We start from the raw sequence: 17527 nt of genomic DNA on the forward strand, positions 1-17527 counted from the left end.
TTTTCAATGGTCGAGCGGATTCCACAACACAAACACTGCCGTCAGTGCGGCAAAGCGTTCATAGGTACCTCCGAGTACTGTTCAACCGAATGTACGAAGGCTGGAGAGGAAATTCTTAAGAAAAGGAAACGACAACTCATCATTCTCTATGTATTGACGCTAGCGATACTGACCGTTGCCGTTCTTATTATGGCGGTTCCATGAAAGTCGCTGTTGCTGGTACCTTTAATGTTCTTCACAGAGGACACAGGTTTCTACTTGATACAGCCTTCAGTTTCGGCAATCATATCGTCGTTGGCATCACTTCAGATGCATTCGCGAGGCAAAGCCGAGAAAGCGTATTCCCGCTTGAAGAGAGGATCGATCGTCTCAAGCAATATCTTTCAACGAAGAATAAGAATTGGGAAATCGAAATCCTAGACGATCCTTATGGAAGCGCAATAAGCGATCCTGATATCCATATCCTTGTTGCCTCAGAGAGAACGATCGAAATGGGAAAAAGGATCAACGAAATCAGAGAATCCAAGGGATTGCCCGCAATCGCACTGCACGCTATTCCATTAATTTTGGCAGAGGATTGTGTACCGATCAGTTCTACACGAATTCTCAAAGGAGAGATCGATGAAGAAGGCAAAATGCTTCGCCCTATTGTGGTAAAAGTAGGCTCAGACAATCCTGTCAAGATCAGGGCCGTTCGAAGCGTTATGAAGAAGATTTACAGTAACGTCATTATCAGCGCTTCAAAAGTTGAGAATCATGTCGGCGAACAGCCCTGGGGCGAAGATACGCTGAAAGGGGCGATCGAGAGGGCAAAGCGCGCGATCGAAGATGCTGACTTTGGTGTTGGAATCGAGGCAGGAGTTTTTGAAATGAAAGATGGGCTTTTCGATGTCCAGTATTGCGCCATCATCGATAAGATCGGAAGAATCACAATTGGGCATGGCTCTGGGTTTAAGCTCCCTTCATGCATTGAAAAGGATCTTCGGAACGGAAAGACTGTGGGAAAGATTTTTGAAGAAATCAGCGAGACGAGGAATATTGGGCGGAAGCAAGGCGCAATACATTTTTTAACGAAAGGATTGATGACACGACAGAAGCTTACAGAACAATGTGTTTTGGCAGCAATGGTCCCTCGCATCAGATATGATCTCTATTTCGAACGCTGAGCGTTTTCTCTTCTTTTTCTCAGGAATGAAAAATAATCATCGAGTGTCCCGCAGTTGTTGAGGCCAATACATTCGAATCGTCGGAACTTCTTGCAATAAAAGTCGAATTCGTTGAATTCACATATCGCGCTCCGATCTGCTCTGCACTTTTCCTTTATGCACCTGAATCCAGCATAAAGGCCGGTGCAATTGCCATTCTCATCGAGGTACTTGCATTTCATTTGATTCCTCCGATACTTTGCTTATATTTAGCGAAATGAGCCATGTATGACTCAGCAGTTGAACAGTTTTCAAGTCCTGCACAGTAGAAACGTTGGTATTTAGCACAATAAAGGCCATGCCAGTTCTCAAAAGTGCAATCGTTTTTCTTAATTGTCGGGGCGGAAGAAAACTTGATCGTGCACTTTTCCTCGCCGATGCATTCCCTTCCTTTAATCAGCGCATTAGCGCAGAAAACCTGACGATATCGATACTTGCACAAATGACCCCCATCCCTTCTGAATCTTGAAATTGAATAGTCGTACGATAATTTAAATATAACGAAATATCCAACGCTTTGTCCTCGTCGCGGCTGGAAAATCTCTCTTCATTCTATAATATTTTGTTCATGATTGTCAATGCCAGCAAAAGAATCATTTCTCTTTCATCGGATAAATGGCCTTTGTGAGCGCGACAAACCAGATGACTTCTATGGCAAGGCACACGGTGGCGGGAATTGCAGCTACATTGCCGATCAAGACAGATGCAAGTGCGGCTGCCATTCCTGTGTTCTTGTAAGTTGAGAATAGCACGATCGGTATTCTCTTCTTTTTCTCAACACGAAGACGTCTCGCAATAAATTCAACGGTTCCGCCAACGAAGAAGGTTCTCGCGGCTGCGACAAGGAATAGAGCGAATATAAGAATCGGATCACCAAAAAATGCATTCCTGTTAGATCCCGTAATAGCAAAGAACATGACAAAGAATGCGATATTAATTAATATCGTACGCATCTGTCCGGACATCGGCACCTTGACAAGCGCTCTCGAGGCTGCAAGCGGCAAGAAGATGAGAACTATGACATACCAGAGGAGCGTCAATTGATCGACAGGCTTCCCAAGGAATAGCAGCGTCATGAGCGGTGTGATCACCAGGGAAAGAACGTAGATCACCGTTGATGCGACAAGAGAGAATTGCAGGTCTCCCTTCAGAAGATAAGTGAATGGTATGACGGCGATCGCTGACGGAACTGAAGCAACAATCACCCACCCAATTCTTATCTCAGCATCGCTAAATAAAGAACCAAGAAGTATCGTCACGATGGAAGAGACGCCGAAACAAGCGACCAATGCGACGATAACCGATTTGGTATGTTCCCTCAAACGCATGCCTCGAATTTTCAAACCGCCAAGGGACAGGGACATGACGATAACGAGACAGGCCATCGCGATATCGGCATTGTGCGCTGGGAAGCCGCCGATCGCGAAGCCAAGTATGAAGGCGAAAAGCATCATTAGCGCGTTGTTTTGAAGGATATCTCGAATGGCCATGATTGGAGGCGGCCTAACTGAGAGGATAGATTAAAGCTTTTTCAACAGCGAAAAAGAGCATCGAGCGAAATGTAGCTTTAACAATCTGTATTTCGCATTTGGAAACGTCTTTTCAATCTTAGATACCCTTTTCATGTACCTGGTACAAGCATGCAAGAGAACATTAAATGATATCGTAGGTTCACTACTCTTCAAAATTTTTGGTTGAATTTCTTATCATCGCTTATCAACGGTCATGCAAATCTCTAGGAAATCCTGGATCTATTTTTTCTTTAAGTCGAATCCAACATGATCTGACACCCTAAAGAATACAATTCATGTAGCTCTTCATAGCGACAGAGAGAGAGAAAAAAATAAAAGAAAGTCCATCCCGTTGGCGATGGAAGACGAGGCGAAATTAAGTCTTTTAGAAAAAATCCAGTCCCTTATCTTAATAGGTGCGATGATTCTAGGCCTTGTCTTTGGGGTCTTGAAAAACAATTCAGATTCGAATGTTGATTTCTTAGTGTCCCTTGCAATAATCGTTCTTATTTATAGCATGGCGTTGAGCGTTCCCCTAGGCGAGGTCGGACGTTCGTACAAACGAGTAAAATTCTTCTTGATCGCTTGGGGATTGAATTTTGCAGTAATTCCTCTTATAGCCTGGCTTCTGGCGATGGTTTTTTTGTATGCATATCCTGCGATATATATTGGTTTCATTCTTTATTTGGTTACTCCGTGCACAGACTGGTTTCTTGTATTTACTTCGATGTCCAAAGGGGATGTCCCGCTGGGATTGGCACTGCTTCCGACAAATCTAGCGCTACAGATAATGCTGATGCCTATCTACGTATATCTTTTCGCAGGTCACATGATAGATTTTCAAATCAGTGCTTTCCTCGAGACTTTATTGATCTTTATAGCGTTCCCATTTGCTCTCGCAGCCTTGACAAGGTACCTCATTGGGAAGTCAAAGGGTAAAAGCAAAGAAAAAGAGATCCTAGGCAAGATTTCATCTCCTTTGCAACTCGCGAGTCTAGTCGTGGTGATATTCCTGATGTTTTATGGGCAGAGCTATGTGATTGTTGAGAACCTGGATCCTCTTCTCCTCATGTTCGTGCCGCTACTCATCTTTTTCACACTATCGTTCATTAATGCCCAGATATCGAGCAAAGTCTTTCATCTCGAATATAAGGAATGTGCTCTTCTGACATGTACGACTGCGGCCAGAAATTCTCCGCTGTCCCTTGCTATTGCTTTTGGTGTTTTTCCGAATGAGCCGTTGATTTATGTTTCTATAATCATAGGAGTGCTCATCGAATTGCCAATTCTTGTAGCAATCACCAAGGCACTTCGCTTCTGCGAGAGGAGATTTTTCAATAAAACAGCTACTGCTGGCTAAGAAAGTGAGCAACCAAAGCTTTGAAGTTCAACTATTTCTCAATTGAGTTCATCTACAGGTCAAAACATGAAAGCAAGAATGCCTGCGAAAAATTGACGATTGATCCTATGAATAAGGCGCCGAGGGGGAGATTTGAACTCCCGTGGTGCAGAGCACCACCGGCTCTCAAGGCCGGCGCTGTGATCCGGGCTTAGCTACCTCGGCAACGATGATAACCTCCTTCATTAACTCCACCATATTAGATTTTCCGATGATGGTCTTAGATAACCCTCTCGAGTTTTCCAGCTAGTAGCGTTTCAAGATCAAATTCCATCGCAACCGCAGGGTAGGCAAGCGTGAAATTCGTCAGAACTTCGGGATGGATTTCCCCGAAATGGCCTATTGTCTCGTCGCCGTTTAATACAAAAGCTTGCCTTCCATCAACGTACATGCCAAGATCGGCAGGTTTTAATGTGAATTCAATTTGGCAATCCCGGAGGATGCTTTCAACAATCGACTTCATCTCGGTGAAACCAGCTTTTGCGTGCAGCGAAATTGCTGCAATGTGTTTTCTACGCTTCGTGCCAGTCACAACATCGCCGATCTCAAAGACCCTTTGGGGAAGATCGCGATGCTTACTTTTTTTCAGCAGAGATAACAGACTCGGCAGGAGATGGGTTCTTAGACAGGTGTGATCCTCGCTAATCGGATTGAGGATTTCAACGGACTCCGTCGCTTCGATTCTCATCTTTTCGAATTGTTCCTTTGGACTTGAGAGTGTGAGTGTCGTCACCTCAAGATATCCATGACCTATCATTATATCCCTGAGAAGGGAGCTTGCTTTTTCAACTGGTCGCTCACTGCCAATTGTCTGGCAACGCGGAAGAATTCCTCCAAACGATTCATATCCGTAGCCAATCGCGACGTCTTCAATAAGATCAACGGGATGAAGGATATCCATCCTCGTTGCAGGCACCAGAACCTCAATAACGTTGCCTTCACACTGGCAACCGTATCCCATTTTTTCTAAACACTGCGTAATCGCTTTCCCGTCAAGATCGAGGCCGAGATGCTTGTTGCAATCCTCGGCACGCAAGATCATCTTTCGAGGTTCGAGATCGGGCGTGACGATGCGGTCTTCGCCCTCGACGACAATTGTTTCAATGTTCGATCCCCATTCCGCCAGCGCCGTTGCAACGATGTTCAGCGTTCCTGATATCGCATGGAAGTCGGTACCAGTCACATCGATAAAGATGTTCTCTGTCTTTTCAGTCACAACAGTCAGCTGCCCATTGATGATTGGGGGAAAAGAAAGCACCTCACCGCGCCTATCGACAATAATCGGATACCTTTCCTTTCCTTCGAGTATGTAACGATATTCGATCCCCTTCTCATGTTTTTCAAGAATCTCCTGGAGATTCATCATCTCATTCTTTCCCAAAGGAACAAATGAAATCTCGTCGGGTCGCACTGCCTTATATGTGAATGGAGGCTCTACACGGTCTAGATCATGAATACCAATCGAGACCTTTGCCCTTTTTCTACCAACAGTCAGATGGAGCTTTTCTTGAAGCCCCATAAGCGACCGGATGAGCTCATCGGACATTTTCACGTTTCTCACAACACCTCCGACAAAGAATGGTCTCACTTCTTTCGTACTCTTGTCATGCTTCATCACAATTTTCGATTCACGAACCTCATATCTTTTAAGACCAGGTTCGAAACCAAGAAAGGACCTCAGTGCCCTCGCAATGCCTTCAACGCTGTATAAATCTGGTCTGTTCGGAAAAAACTCCATCATAATTTCTCTAGTTTCAGAATCATATCCATGAAAATCTGCACCCATCATCGGCAATTTCTCTAAAATCGTGTCGAGTGGAATTTCACGACCGATGAGCCTGATGAGATCGTCGTATTTGAAATTGATAACTGGCATCGCGGGGATGCCATAGAGATGACATTATTTATTCTTTTCTTGAAACGGCCAGAAGAACGATGTCACCAACATTAGTACCTGTTGGCCCTGTGAAAATGAGACCACCGTGTTTCTTAAAATAGGAATAGGAATCGTTATTTGCGAGGTACTCAACTGCTTCCTCCGTAAACACATGACAATCGGCAATCGCGCCACCAGCATCGCTATTCCCATCGATGCCGTCAGTTCCATAGGATAGGATTGTGATGCCTTTCTCTAGCTCAAGCAATGCGCCAAGCACCAGCTCGCAGTTTCTCCCGCCCTTTCCTTTTCCTCTAACAGTCACCGTTGTTTCGCCACCAGCGATGATCATTCTCCTGGTTTTTCGAGATCCAATTGTATGAAGAATCTCTTTTCCGAGGCGTGCAAACGCCTTGCCAACATCCCTCGCTTCGCCCCTCATCGACGATGTGAGGATGAGAGTCTCGTAACCATATTCTTTCGCCTTTTGTAGAGCGGCTTCAAGAGCTATCCTGTTGCTCGCGACAATGACGTTCTTGACTTTATTGAATACGAGATCGCCTGGCTTCGGGTTTTCTTCACCACCGCGTTCAAGTCTCTCTCTGACCGATCGCGGGACTTTATCGAGAAGATCATATTTCCTGAGGACCTGACGTGCATCGTTGAAGGTCGTCGGGTCCGGAGCCGTCGGTCCCGATGCGATACTTTCAAGTGGATCGTTGATGACATCGGATATAATCAGACTTAAAACAGTAGCTGGAAATGCTGCCTTAGCAAGGTTGCCACCTTTGAGACACGAGAGATGACGGCGAACGGTGTTGAGCTCCTCGATTGTTGCACCCGCAAGCATGAGCATCTCAGCCGTCATTTTCTTTTCCTCCAGCGTGATGCCTTCCGCGGGACAGGGCATCATCGCGGATCCGCCGCCAGAAATGAGACATATGATGAGATCGTTTTCGCCAGCTTCCTCGCATATACGCTTAATCTTTAGCGCTCCCTCCATTCCCTCGATCCCAGGATGGGGATGCGTAGCCTTATGAAGAACGATTTTTCCAAGGCGTCCTTCCCCAATCGTGTTGACAATTCCCGCTGTAATTTTCTCACCAATCATGTCATTGATCGCTGCCGCCATTCTTGCAGAGGCTTTCCCAGCGCCTACGACAAAGATCCTGCTGAACGATCCAAGGTTCAATGTCTCATTACCGATGCGCATCTCATTTCCATTGATCCGGAGCGCTCCCTTGACGCAACCGTATGGATCGACGGCATCAATTGCAGCATCAAGAATACCAAGCATCTCAGCCCGAATCTTCTTATCTCCAGAAGCGATGAGTTCCTCTCTATTCACAATTATCAAATCAATCCTTCCACACGCGTGTATTGACGAGATTCGGCGGTCTTTTGCCTTTTAGCCCTGCAAGCAAATTCTCTGCAGCCATCACCGCCATCCTGTTGCGTGATTCGTATGTCGCGCTGCCTGTATGAGGTGTCAGAACGACATTCTCGAGTGCAAAGAGCTCCGGATTGATTTGCGGTTCATTTTCAAATACATCGAGACCAGCATAGGCAATTCGTTTTTCTTTCAGAGCAGAAATGAGCGCCTTCTCATCGACAACCTCACCCCTCGCCACATTGATGAGAATTGCATTCTTTTTCATAAGCCCAATTTCCTTCTCTCCGATCAGATGGAATGTTTCTTGCGTCAGAGGCACGTGAATTGTCACGAAATCCGATTCCTTTAACAATGTGTCAAGCGGCACGTAGACCGCACCAACTTCCCTTTCGCCATCAATATTGCGCTTTCTATTGTGATAAAGAATTCTCATGTCAAATCCCCTGGCCCGACGCGCAACTGCCGTTCCAATGTCACCAAGCCCAATGATGCCGATCGTCCTCCTGTAAACCTCGTATCCGAGCATGAGCATTGGACCCCATCCGACGAACTTGCCTTCCCTCACAAACCGATCAGATTCGGGAATTCTTCTCGCACACGCCATGATGAGTGCCCATGTTAAATCCGCCGTTGCATCGGTTAGAACACCTGGCGTGTTTGTGACGAGAATCCCTCTTTTCGTGGCTTCTTCAACATCGATGTTGTTGTATCCGACCGCGTAATTCGATATGATTTTGAGTTGAGAGCCCGCGGCCTCCATAACATCGCGATCGATGCGGTCGCTTAGAAGGCAAAGCAAACCATGCTTCCCTTTGATCCTGTGGATCAGTTCACCCCTGGGAATTGGTGTATCACCCTCGTAAATGTCCAGATTGACTTCCTTGCCGAGAATATCAAGACCCGCATCTGGAATTTTTCTCGTGACTAAAACGTCAAATTCCTTCATCGCAACTGAATATCATAAGATCATTATTTCAATTATCGCCACATTGCCTCATTTAAACTAAACTCTATCTCCCGAGTGTCCTGTGAGCACTTGCAAGTTCACCTGCTGCTTCAGCGGCTAGCGTCGACAACTCGCCAGCAAGAACTGTCGCTGCCACAATCTCAGCGAACTTTTTCGCTTTGTTCTCACCAAAACATCCCATCATCGCGAGCGCTTCCTGCTGGCATGGCAATCTCGTTCCGCCTCCGACAGTGCCAACTTCAAGCGATGGTAATCGCACTGAAATGTACAACGAATTATCTACAACTTCGCAGGTCGTCATCCCCATACTACCTTCGACAACCTGAGCCGGATCCTGCCCTGTCGCGATGAAAATCGCCGCAAGGATGTTCGCGATGTGAGCATTGAAACCGTATGCGAGTGCGAGACCGCTTCCAATCTGATTTTTCCTGAACGAGGCTTCAGCAATCGACTCGGGCGTTGTATGCAATCTAGAATCCACGATTTCTTTTGGAATTAGCGCATCAACGTGAACGGTCTTCCCCCTACCTAAAATAAAGTTGATCGCCGCCGGCTTTTTATCGGTGCACATATTCCCCGATATGGAAACGAGGACAGCTCCTGTCTCCTTTTCGATCAACTTCGCAGCGGCTTCCGTCGCAATCGTCGCCATGTTCATCCCCATTGCATCACCAGTCTCATAAGAAAATCTCAGGAATAGACTGCGACCAGCAGCGAATGGCTGAATACCGACGAGCTTGCCGTGCTTTGTCGTTGCCTCTGCTTCCTTTTTGATCTCCACGAAATGATCGGCGACCCATCGGGTAACCTCAACCATATGGCGCACATCCTTCACTTTGAACACTGGGGCACGCGTCATTTCATCCCTTGTTATTATAGTACGGGCACCGCCTGAGGCAGTGATCACAGAGCATCCACGGTTTACGGAAGCGACTAGGGCAGCCTCGGTCGTCGCCATCGGTACAAGAAACTCCCCGTTCGCGTGATCTCCTCTGATGGCCAACGGACCGACAAAACCGACTGGTACCTGGATACAACCAATCATGTTCTCGATATTTCTCGCAGCAAGGAGGGGATCGATGGAATATGAAGCAATACTGGCGAGTTTCACACCAGTGAACTCTTCAACAGCTTTTCGCCGATCGTCTACATCCTCCTTTTTTCGACCTCTGTTCTTCAATCCAGACATCATCCAAATCGTCTAGTTAACAGCATGAGCAATATTAAGCACTTATGTCATTTGTCAATTAGGAGTTGCATATATTGAGAGAGTTCAAAATTTTCTCGAAATAATTATGAGGAAAGGTTTTTAATGGCATGACATATTTCCAGAGACGCAACGGGCCCATAGCTTAGCCTGGTTGGAGCGCCCGGCTGATAACCGGGAGGTCAGGAGTCCAAATCTCCTTGGGCCCACTCCGACTCCTGGCCAGGGCTCCGATGTTCCCTCTCGCGGCACAGTCCCCTACACGTCGAGATGGAGGACTTCCTCGCCGATGCGAGGCAGTTCGGTGCTGAGGCGCAGAGGATGCGGGCCGCGGAAGAGCGCGACCGTCTCGTGATCATCCGCGGCGAGCGCGAACTCCGTCTCGAGGGGACGGATCCTTGAACGAGTTCTCAGAACCCTTCGTCTGCGAGCGCTGCGGAAAGTGCTGTCTCCTGCCGACTTGGGATGAACTCCCAGCGATTTTCAAAGGCCTGGATCTTAGACCTTTCTCCCGATCTCAAGGCACTCTACCATACCGTCGATCCGAAAACCTCTTACTGCCCGCATCTGAGAATGGACGGCAAGCTCGCGAGCTGCGCTATCTATGAGAATCGACCGAGGATTTGCTGGGTCTATCGCTGCGACAAGGCGAAGGCGATGCTCTCCGCGGCGCAACGCTGCGCCGAGGTCCTCGACGACATACTGATCCAGGGATGGAAACCGGACGGCACGAACTACGTCATCAGCGGGCTGCATCAGAGCGCCAACAACGACTACAGCACCTCCACCGATTTCGGGACGTTCAGAAATCCACTGAAGGCGGTGACCGGAGACCTCACACTGCTCTGGGCGGACAACGTCAACGAGGTCAACTTCAACCTCGTGCTGCACCCGACGCAGTATGCCGAGCTGATCAAGAGTGTCTCCACCGGCGTGATCGAGTACGATGAAGTCATGAAGCTCTTGGCCCTCATCCCGGACATGCTGAAGGGACAGGTGATCATGTCGAACGATCTGACAGACAGCACGGGCATACTGAGCCCCGTCGACCCGAGGGATTGTACATCGCGTCGTTAGGGCTCAGGACTTCCGGAACGTCATCGGCGAGGATTCGAAGCTGCCGGCGATCTCCCCCGTCTACGGACACGTCTATGGCATCATGAGGCCGAGGATCAAGCAGATCAACGCGATCTGCAAGCTGAGCGCCATTTGAGGGCATCGACCCTCTCTTTTCCCTTTTCTTGAGGAAGCAAAGGTAATCATGTTGTGGGATCCAGGCACCAACATAGGGAAGTTAATGAGGGAGGACCTGTCGGTCATCAATGCAACAAATGCCATGGTCTCCGCTGGAGTCGCAGCTGGCACGAAGAGCTGCACGACATCGGCCTCGCAGGTCGCGGCAGATCAGGCATGCGTCGAGGTCCTCTGTCAGGCCGATCCGGATAACACTTCGGACGTGCTGATTGGGAGCGCCACCACGCAGCCTGTCAAGCTTAGGCCCGGGCAGAATATCGTTATCCCCTGTAGCAACGTGAACCTGCTCTACGCAAAATCGTCCGCGGGGACCGCGGTACTGAACTGGCTCTCAAGGATGTGATCGCATGGGAATGCACATCGGCGGTCAGGACCTGAGCGTCTACAACTCGGCGATCTACGGCCTCGAGTGGAACAAGACGACGGACGTCTATACGCGGCTGAAGGCGGCTGAGGGCAAGACACAAGCCTCGTTCAACGATTACCTTCCGTGGCTCGGGATGCGCAGGTGCAACCTCTCAGATGCGGGGGAGATCACTGCCTATTACGGCGATCCGGCCTACAAGGACGACGGATCGAATGGGCAGGTCATGGTCATCATCCCGAAGTTCTATTATCGGGTCGAAGTGACTGCGAGTGGCTACAGATGGTATGTCTCTCCGATCGCCGTGCCCGGGTTCAAGGTACATCCCGCCTTCATTCGGGACGGTGTGATCAGGGAGAAGATATTCGTCGGTGCGTACGAGGCGAGCGCGTACGACGTTACCGCCCCGGCGACGGAAGTCAACACGATCACTGTCACCGCCGAAGCGACCGCAGACGGCAACGTCACAGTCAAATTGGACGGCAACAATACCTTCGCGATCGCAGTCCTCAACGGCGACACGGCCGACCAGGTGGCGGCGAAGCTCAGGGCGGCCATATATAATGGTTATCAACAATCATGGATTCCCTCCGGCAGCGGCGCGGACTGCATTCTGACCTGCTCAAAGTCCGGATTGAAGACGACCGCGACCTTCAGCGGAGGGGCGACCGGCGTCACGGCAACGGTGGCGAAGACTGTCGCAGGAGCGGGCGGATACATGCTCAACGACCCGGCCGGACGAGACAATACTGCGGGGACAGGCGACAAGCTCGCCTCGGTGGCGGACGTTAAGCCCATATCCGGATGGAACACCCCATTGACAATTGCCAACGCAAGGACGCTCGCGCATAACAGGGGCGCGGGCTGGGAAATAATGGACTTCCTCACTGCGAGCGCCATACAGCTCCTGCATCTCATCGAATACGCATCGTTCAACAGTCAGAATAACATCGGAAGTGGCGTGACTGCGGTGACGGACGACGGCGCGACAAACATGGCTGTCTACACCGGTCAGACGAAGACGCTCGGCAACCTGAGTGGAGCGGCGACAGGGCAGACGCACTACCAGACCGGGCAGGCGGCGAACTCGGTCAGCTATCGCGGCATCGAGAACTTCTGGGGGAATATCTGGAAGTTCATCGACGGCATCAATGTCAAGGCCAACAGGAATCCTTGGATCGCGGATCACGACTTCGCCTCCGATACGTTCGCGCATCCCTATGTCGACAGCGGGCTGACGCTCTGCGCGACTGATGGCTGGGTGACGGATATCGCGATCGACTCAGACAACGATTATCAATTCCTTCCTTCGGCAGTCGGCGGGTCGAGCTCCACGAAGCTTTGCGATTACTATTATCAAGCGGCTGGTAACAAAATCGCGCTCCTTGGCTCGTATTGGATTGATGGCGCGAATGTGGGGGCCTGGGATTGGAATCTGGATAATGGCTCGGGCAGTTCGGCTCGGTATATCGGCGCCTGCCTGTGCATCGTGGAAGGCATCATTCATCTGAACGGAAGCTGCAGGCTCTCTCGCCCTGCCCCTTGACAAAACAAGTACGAGAGATGCCGTGCTGGTAGGGCGCCCGCCGTGGCGTACAGAAGCTGAAGGAAAAAATCAAACGCATCGAGGAGCAACTGGAATATTTGAAGAAGCGATTAGAAACGATCAATCGGTTGCCCGAGGATGAAATGAATGCGTCGAGGTGGGAATCGGGGAAGTGGCGGTGAACTGATGCCGGTCAAAAGGGTGATTTTCAATAGCAGAAGATTTGCTGTGAACGGGCATCAGGTTTTTTATCCCCCGTAATTACTTACGCCCCTTAAGTTATTTGTGAGGTCAGCAGAAGTGTTCGGAGCATGGGGTCGCTGATCCTGTAGACGTTTTCTTTTTCTTCTACCAGCATGGCTGCTTTGAGGTTTTCTATTATTCGGTAAATCGTTGCGTCGTTAACTGCGGACGCTTTCGCGATTTCCACCGCTCCCTTCATTTCGGCCCAGCGTGCTGGGGTGGCTGCCGCCTTGAGAGCTGCCAAGTAAGCCCGTCTGTCTCTTCCTTCGAGGAAATGCTCAAGTTCATCCCTTACGATTCTAATGCCCTCTGAAACTGTTTCTTCAAGGGCTTTTTGGTGGGGAAGTTTTCGTATGGCCACGTTGTTTCCATATAAGGTCAGCCACCCTGGGATACCATCGAGTCTCTCGACAGCTTCGCCTATTAATTCATCTTTTATAGCTAGATTGTATTCTTCAAATCCTTTCTTTAGGAATTTGAAGGTAATTTCTCTCGTGAACGGTTGGATGTAGAGTTTTGCAGGTGATCGTCCGTAGAGGGGTGATGATGATTCCGGTTCGAGTAGCGTTTTCATGAGGCCGAACATGGATCCTGTGAATACAAAGACTATGTTTGGGTGTGTGTTGAAAATGTTGGCCAATAATTTTAGCAACCGGCCCGAGATTGCTGCAAGTTCTTGCACTTCGTCGAGTTCGATGACACAATCCCCCGCTTGATCTCCTATCGCTTCTAGCAAATCCGACACAGTTGTCATGGGCCTTTTGGAGATCGATATTGAGATTCCGCCGGTCCCTACGGATACGCCTTCGATTCTCCGGGCAGCGTCCTCGATCTTTTGAAGAATACTTTTTTCATCATTAAGGCCTCGTGCAAGGGCCCTCAATAGGCCGTTGGTTCCTTTTGCTCCCCAGAGGTTCACATAGACTACTTTCATTTTGGCTCTTTTTAACTCGGTGCCTGCAACTCTTAGCAGACTGGTTTTGCCCACCATTCTCGGACCGAGGACGGCTGTCCATCTTTTGGCTTTGACTAGACGAATAAGTTCTTCGAGTTCCTTTTCTCGTCCAAAAAGTTCTCTTAGAGATTCTTTAGGGTTGAGGTTGAATAGAGGCACGCTTAACCCCCGTAAGTACTTACCCCCCATAAGTGACTGTTGCAATTTAACTTTTCTGTTGTCTGTACTGTCCGAACTACTTAATAGCGCTGAGCATTGACTTGAGGTATTTTGGGACTATCCATGATGGCCTGAAACATATGAGTTCGTATGACAAAAACTATGATTACGGGGGCCAAAATCCTTCTCGGGCGACCTGTCAAACCTCTCTTTCCCTTGTAGCAATTGATCTCCGAGTTCAACGACCTAGATTCCACGCACTTCCACGCAGTCTACCGTCGCAATGAGTCAGTAAAAATCGAGGAGAAAGTCCGACACCTGGAGGAGCGGCTCGCCTGCGTGAGGAGGCGCCTCGAGGCCCTGGAATGATCGATCCATCCGTCATTCCGACCGGGACGAAGTGGCGGATCGAACATGGACGGAAACATTTCAGGCCGAAATCGGGCGAAACGAAATATACGGGGTTAACAATCGCCTAGAAAAGGGATCGAGGGAGGCGAACGGAGGTGATCCGATGAGCAAGGGGAGGAGGCTCGGTCCGAGTCTGAGAAGGGAGATCCTCGAGTTTTTGAGGGAAGAGGGGGACGCGACGGCGAAGGAGGTCGTCGAGCACTTCATTTCTTCGGGAAAGAGAAACGTGCCGACAAAGAGAGAAGTCTGGTATCTCATAGCCCGGTACAAGAAGGCGGGTGCAGGATGCGGAGAGTTTAAGGGGATCGATGTGGAAATGTGACGATATAATGAGCGCTAGGTGGGCAATTGGCGTGGCGATGGACGGGCAGAGACGAAGAAGTCAATATTCAAAATCAGGGCTTGCTCGGGTAGCCCCTTCGTCGTGTGCCCTTAAAACCGTTTGAACGGTTTCTATTTTACATAGATAGTGCTCGACTCTTCTCTTTGCCTCTTACGGCAGATCGGGAAAGACTGGAAGACGAACACAACAGGATTGTCGAAGGAAAGTAGCATATGCTTTAGGCAACATACGCCTAGAAGGAGGTCATTTGGATGAAAAGAGAAATCGGTGCGAAGAACTGCCTATATCCCTTGCCCACAGTTCTTGTGGGTGCACTAGTCAACGGAAAACCGAACTACATTGCAATAGCCCACGTGGGCATCGCAGATTTTAATTCGGTTTCAATAAGCATGAACAAGAAACACTACACGAACATTGGTATAAAGGAAAACAAGTGCTTCAGCGTCAACATCCCCACAGAGGATTTGGTAATGGTAACTGATTATTGCGGAATCGTATCTGGGAAAGATGAAGATAAGTCTGCTCTTTTCAAGACTTTCTACGGAAAACTTGGAACTGCTCCTATGATTGAAGAGTGCCCAGTCTGTATGGAATGCGAGCTCATCGCTACGGTTGACTTCCCCGATCACGATTTGTTCATCGGAAAGGTCGTAGAAACCTACTGCGATGAGCAAGTTATGACTGGTGCAGCGGTGGACTTCTCGAAACTTCGGCCGATCTTGTTCTCGATGACTGATCGGTCTTACTATCGTCTTGGTGAGAGGTTCGCAAAGCCATGGAGTATTGGTAAGGAGTTCAGAAAGAATAAAGGTCATTAGGCGCAGCCTGCGGCGGATTGATGTTGCCGTCGCCGTCGGGATCCGTTCAGAAAGAATAAAGGTCATTAGGCGCAGAGAGGAACCCCACCTAGGGTCAGGCAACTCTCACCAGTTAATGCCATATAATCGAAATCAGAAAGAGAATGTAGGCCATGCTCGGGCACTCCGGAAAACGTATGACGGTTCTGGTGACAGATGGGGAGAACAAAAGGAAAGGGTAAAAGGGTTTCATTAGCTGGTCCCACTCTATTACGCCGAAATTGATCCCCGATTTTTACCATTTGGCTAGATCGATGCTCGGTCTCGGGTTAGATGCGCATCCAATCGTCCGTACGAATTATCTTGGGGAGTCGAATTGTCAATCCTCTTATGCTGATGGTAAAAATCAATCCCAACCCACTATCATTCAATTACGACTTCCAATTGTGGCTGGTTTTGAGACAGACTCTCAAAAAAAAATGAGCCCATGATATGCTGTTGGATGATTGAACTTGCATTCTTGAGGTGCCTATCAGAAAAAGTTTTACATCCTGGTCATTGGATATTTCCTTGAGTTTGACTAGGGAGAATCAACCAACAGTCATTCATACTGATCTCGGAATGTGTATGAGCCACGCGATTAGACCGAATGCAACTACACAAAGAACGGCTGAATACAGCACTCCGACAATCGAAGAGAAGACCACCCAGAGAATTCAGATTACGGTGCTCGATATGAAGTCACCAATCCCATCGACGAATTGAAGAGCACCATGTCTAGTTCCAGCGACATTCTTTGGCATTCTCCGCATCCTCCGGCGATCACCAACTTGATTCGAATCTCCGCGCTGTTGCTCGCCATCATCGATTTGTGCTTCTCAATATCGATCATTCCAGAAGTAGGACGCCTTTAGGGCTCTCGATAAGCATGTCTTTTTCCACCTTCTGATGCTCATCGCCGATTTCCACGACACCTCTGCCCTCCAGAATGTAGAAGAAAACGTCAACGGGAGTGGTGTGCTTTTTCAAAGACTCTCCAGGCGCGAGGGCCATATGGATTACTTCTGCATGCTCGCTATCATATATTTTCTTAGCTTCGACTCCATGAACATTCTGAAAAGATTTCGCATCAACGACATTGACTATTTTCATAGACTTCACGTCCTTGGTACCTCAGTATTCGCTCAGCAATTTATCCTTTTCCACTACCGCTTAAGTCACGTGGCAAAAGGTCCCTTGATTTGAGATATTGTTCTGTGCATTTTGTGAAAGAAATAGGAGAACACAGTCACTACAAAATCTTTTCATTTGTCTCTTGCGGCCCCGATGGATGTTCATATTGAATGCTCACAAAGAGATCATCGATGATTCCCGTTGCGGCCTGCGGAAGGATCCTTGCATTTTCATCAAAATCATCTAGCATATTAACGTCGGAATATTGACAACTGTTGCTCGTGCCGTAAGTCTTGCCGTACACTCCCAACAGCAGTGTATGTTAAGGTGTTCCGCGAAGTTAGCTTTTAAGCAAACACCATAAGGTTGTTCACAATGTTGTTCTGAAATGGAGTGTTGAAGTCTTCGAAGCGTATATCGAAATGTTCACTTCTAGACTATGAATGGTGAAAGATCATATCCAGGCACCTGAAAAGATATGCCAAGTCCTATTTATCCGTTAACGCAATTGTGGTTCTCACTACTCCAACCCGTCTCGTCGGATTAAACAGACTCTGGAAAATGTGGACATAATCAATGACAATATCTCATCTGAGCATGATCCCATGCTTCACCTGAAGGTGTAGATAGCCAGTAAATGTACCAATCTCCCGCGACTGCATTATCATGTGAGTATGCGAGATAGATCATATTTAGATAATCACGTGTGGGACTCCAGCTCGCC

At 48.5% G+C, this 17527-nt stretch carries 19 protein-coding genes and 2 tRNA genes; 10 read left to right on the plus strand and 11 right to left on the minus strand.

The annotated features are described in order from the left end of the window. The first annotated feature begins 6 nt into the window (after positions 1 to 6). Positions 7 to 204, plus strand: coding sequence for a DUF2116 family Zn-ribbon domain-containing protein (locus H5T41_02505; GenBank protein MBC7107653.1), 198 nt, complete (start codon positions 7 to 9; stop codon positions 202 to 204). Continuing rightward, positions 201 to 1166 (plus strand): inosine/xanthosine triphosphatase, encoded by a 966-nt coding sequence (yjjX, locus tag H5T41_02510; GenBank protein MBC7107654.1) that lies wholly within the window; start codon positions 201 to 203, stop codon positions 1164 to 1166. The genes H5T41_02505 and yjjX overlap by 4 nt, the downstream gene beginning before the upstream one ends. Here the strand turns inward: yjjX and H5T41_02515 are convergent. The 3 genes from H5T41_02515 to H5T41_02525 form a co-directional block, all read right to left on the minus strand. Then, positions 1151 to 1387 carry a hypothetical protein gene (locus H5T41_02515; protein ID MBC7107655.1) on the minus strand — a complete coding sequence of 79 codons (237 nt, stop codon included), beginning with the start codon at positions 1385 to 1387 and terminating at the stop codon, positions 1151 to 1153. The genes yjjX and H5T41_02515 overlap by 16 nt on opposite strands. Beyond that, a complete protein-coding gene (locus H5T41_02520) occupies positions 1384 to 1647 on the minus strand; it encodes a hypothetical protein (protein MBC7107656.1) in 264 nt (87 codons plus the stop codon). The genes H5T41_02515 and H5T41_02520 overlap by 4 nt, the downstream gene beginning before the upstream one ends. Before the next feature lie 151 nt (positions 1648 to 1798). Continuing rightward, positions 1799 to 2695 (minus strand): hypothetical protein, encoded by an 897-nt coding sequence (locus tag H5T41_02525; GenBank protein ID MBC7107657.1) that lies wholly within the window; start codon positions 2693 to 2695, stop codon positions 1799 to 1801. A gap of 379 nt (positions 2696 to 3074) precedes the next feature. Between H5T41_02525 and H5T41_02530 the strand changes: the two genes are divergently transcribed. After that, positions 3075 to 4076, plus strand: coding sequence for an arsenic resistance protein (locus tag H5T41_02530; protein ID MBC7107658.1), 1002 nt, complete (start codon positions 3075 to 3077; stop codon positions 4074 to 4076). 117 nt (positions 4077 to 4193) lie between these two features. Here the strand turns inward: H5T41_02530 and H5T41_02535 are convergent. The 5 genes from H5T41_02535 to hmgA all read right to left on the minus strand — a co-directional run bounded on the left by H5T41_02535 (position 4194) and on the right by hmgA (position 9543). Next, positions 4194 to 4280 (minus strand) — tRNA-Ser (locus H5T41_02535). Positions 4281 to 4335: 55 nt separating this feature from the next. Next, complete coding sequence (locus H5T41_02540) at positions 4336 to 5991, minus strand: phenylalanine--tRNA ligase subunit beta (GenBank protein MBC7107659.1); 1656 nt, start codon at positions 5989 to 5991, stop codon at positions 4336 to 4338. Between the two features lie 28 nt (positions 5992 to 6019). Beyond that, a complete protein-coding gene (locus H5T41_02545; GenBank protein ID MBC7107660.1) occupies positions 6020 to 7348 on the minus strand; it encodes a glycerate kinase in 1329 nt (442 codons plus the stop codon). 1 nt (position 7349) lies between these two features. Further along, a complete protein-coding gene (locus H5T41_02550) occupies positions 7350 to 8330 on the minus strand; it encodes a D-glycerate dehydrogenase (GenBank protein MBC7107661.1) in 981 nt (326 codons plus the stop codon). A 64-nt stretch (positions 8331 to 8394) separates the two neighbouring features. Further along, positions 8395 to 9543: a hydroxymethylglutaryl-CoA reductase (NADPH) gene (hmgA, locus tag H5T41_02555; GenBank protein MBC7107662.1), complete on the minus strand. Its 1149-nt coding sequence runs from the start codon at positions 9541 to 9543 to the stop codon at positions 8395 to 8397. A gap of 149 nt (positions 9544 to 9692) precedes the next feature. Here hmgA and H5T41_02560 point away from each other — a divergent pair. The 4 genes from H5T41_02560 to H5T41_02575 all read left to right on the plus strand — a co-directional run bounded on the left by H5T41_02560 (position 9693) and on the right by H5T41_02575 (position 12722). Next, positions 9693 to 9767, plus strand: a tRNA-Ile gene (locus H5T41_02560). Between the two features lie 364 nt (positions 9768 to 10131). After that, positions 10132 to 10635, plus strand: coding sequence for a YkgJ family cysteine cluster protein (locus tag H5T41_02565; protein MBC7107663.1), 504 nt, complete (start codon positions 10132 to 10134; stop codon positions 10633 to 10635). A 184-nt stretch (positions 10636 to 10819) separates the two neighbouring features. After that, positions 10820 to 11155: a hypothetical protein gene (locus H5T41_02570; GenBank protein MBC7107664.1), complete on the plus strand. Its 336-nt coding sequence runs from the start codon at positions 10820 to 10822 to the stop codon at positions 11153 to 11155. A 4-nt stretch (positions 11156 to 11159) separates the two neighbouring features. Next, positions 11160 to 12722 carry a hypothetical protein gene (locus H5T41_02575; protein ID MBC7107665.1) on the plus strand — a complete coding sequence of 521 codons (1563 nt, stop codon included), beginning with the start codon at positions 11160 to 11162 and terminating at the stop codon, positions 12720 to 12722. A gap of 274 nt (positions 12723 to 12996) precedes the next feature. On the opposite strand, the gene H5T41_02580 is transcribed toward H5T41_02575, so the two are convergent. Further along, positions 12997 to 14079, minus strand: coding sequence for an ATP-binding protein (locus tag H5T41_02580; protein ID MBC7107666.1), 1083 nt, complete (start codon positions 14077 to 14079; stop codon positions 12997 to 12999). Positions 14080 to 14593: 514 nt separating this feature from the next. On the opposite strand from H5T41_02580, the gene H5T41_02585 reads away from it, so the two are divergent. The 3 genes from H5T41_02585 (at position 14594) to H5T41_02595 (ending at position 16395) form a co-directional block, all read left to right on the plus strand. After that, the gene (locus H5T41_02585) at positions 14594 to 14812 is read left to right on the plus strand and encodes a hypothetical protein (GenBank protein MBC7107667.1); all 219 of its coding nucleotides are present in this window, start codon (positions 14594 to 14596) and stop codon (positions 14810 to 14812) included. A 272-nt stretch (positions 14813 to 15084) separates the two neighbouring features. Further along, entirely contained in the window at positions 15085 to 15651 is a 567-nt protein-coding gene (locus H5T41_02590; protein MBC7107668.1) for a flavin reductase family protein, read from the plus strand. Positions 15652 to 16206: 555 nt separating this feature from the next. Continuing rightward, positions 16207 to 16395 (plus strand): hypothetical protein, encoded by a 189-nt coding sequence (locus H5T41_02595; protein ID MBC7107669.1) that lies wholly within the window; start codon positions 16207 to 16209, stop codon positions 16393 to 16395. A 123-nt stretch (positions 16396 to 16518) separates the two neighbouring features. On the opposite strand, the gene H5T41_02600 is transcribed toward H5T41_02595, so the two are convergent. Together H5T41_02600 and H5T41_02605 are read right to left on the minus strand one after the other, a co-directional pair. Continuing rightward, positions 16519 to 16782, minus strand: a complete 264-nt coding sequence (locus H5T41_02600) for a cupin domain-containing protein (GenBank protein MBC7107670.1) — start codon at positions 16780 to 16782, stop codon at positions 16519 to 16521. Between the two features lie 139 nt (positions 16783 to 16921). Beyond that, positions 16922 to 17113, minus strand: a complete 192-nt coding sequence (locus tag H5T41_02605; GenBank protein ID MBC7107671.1) for a hypothetical protein — start codon at positions 17111 to 17113, stop codon at positions 16922 to 16924. Between the last annotated feature and the right edge of the window lie 414 nt (positions 17114 to 17527).

The sequence above is a fragment of the Methanomassiliicoccales archaeon genome (assembly GCA_014361295.1).
Classification (GTDB): domain Archaea; phylum Thermoplasmatota; class Thermoplasmata; order Methanomassiliicoccales; family JACIVX01; genus JACIVX01.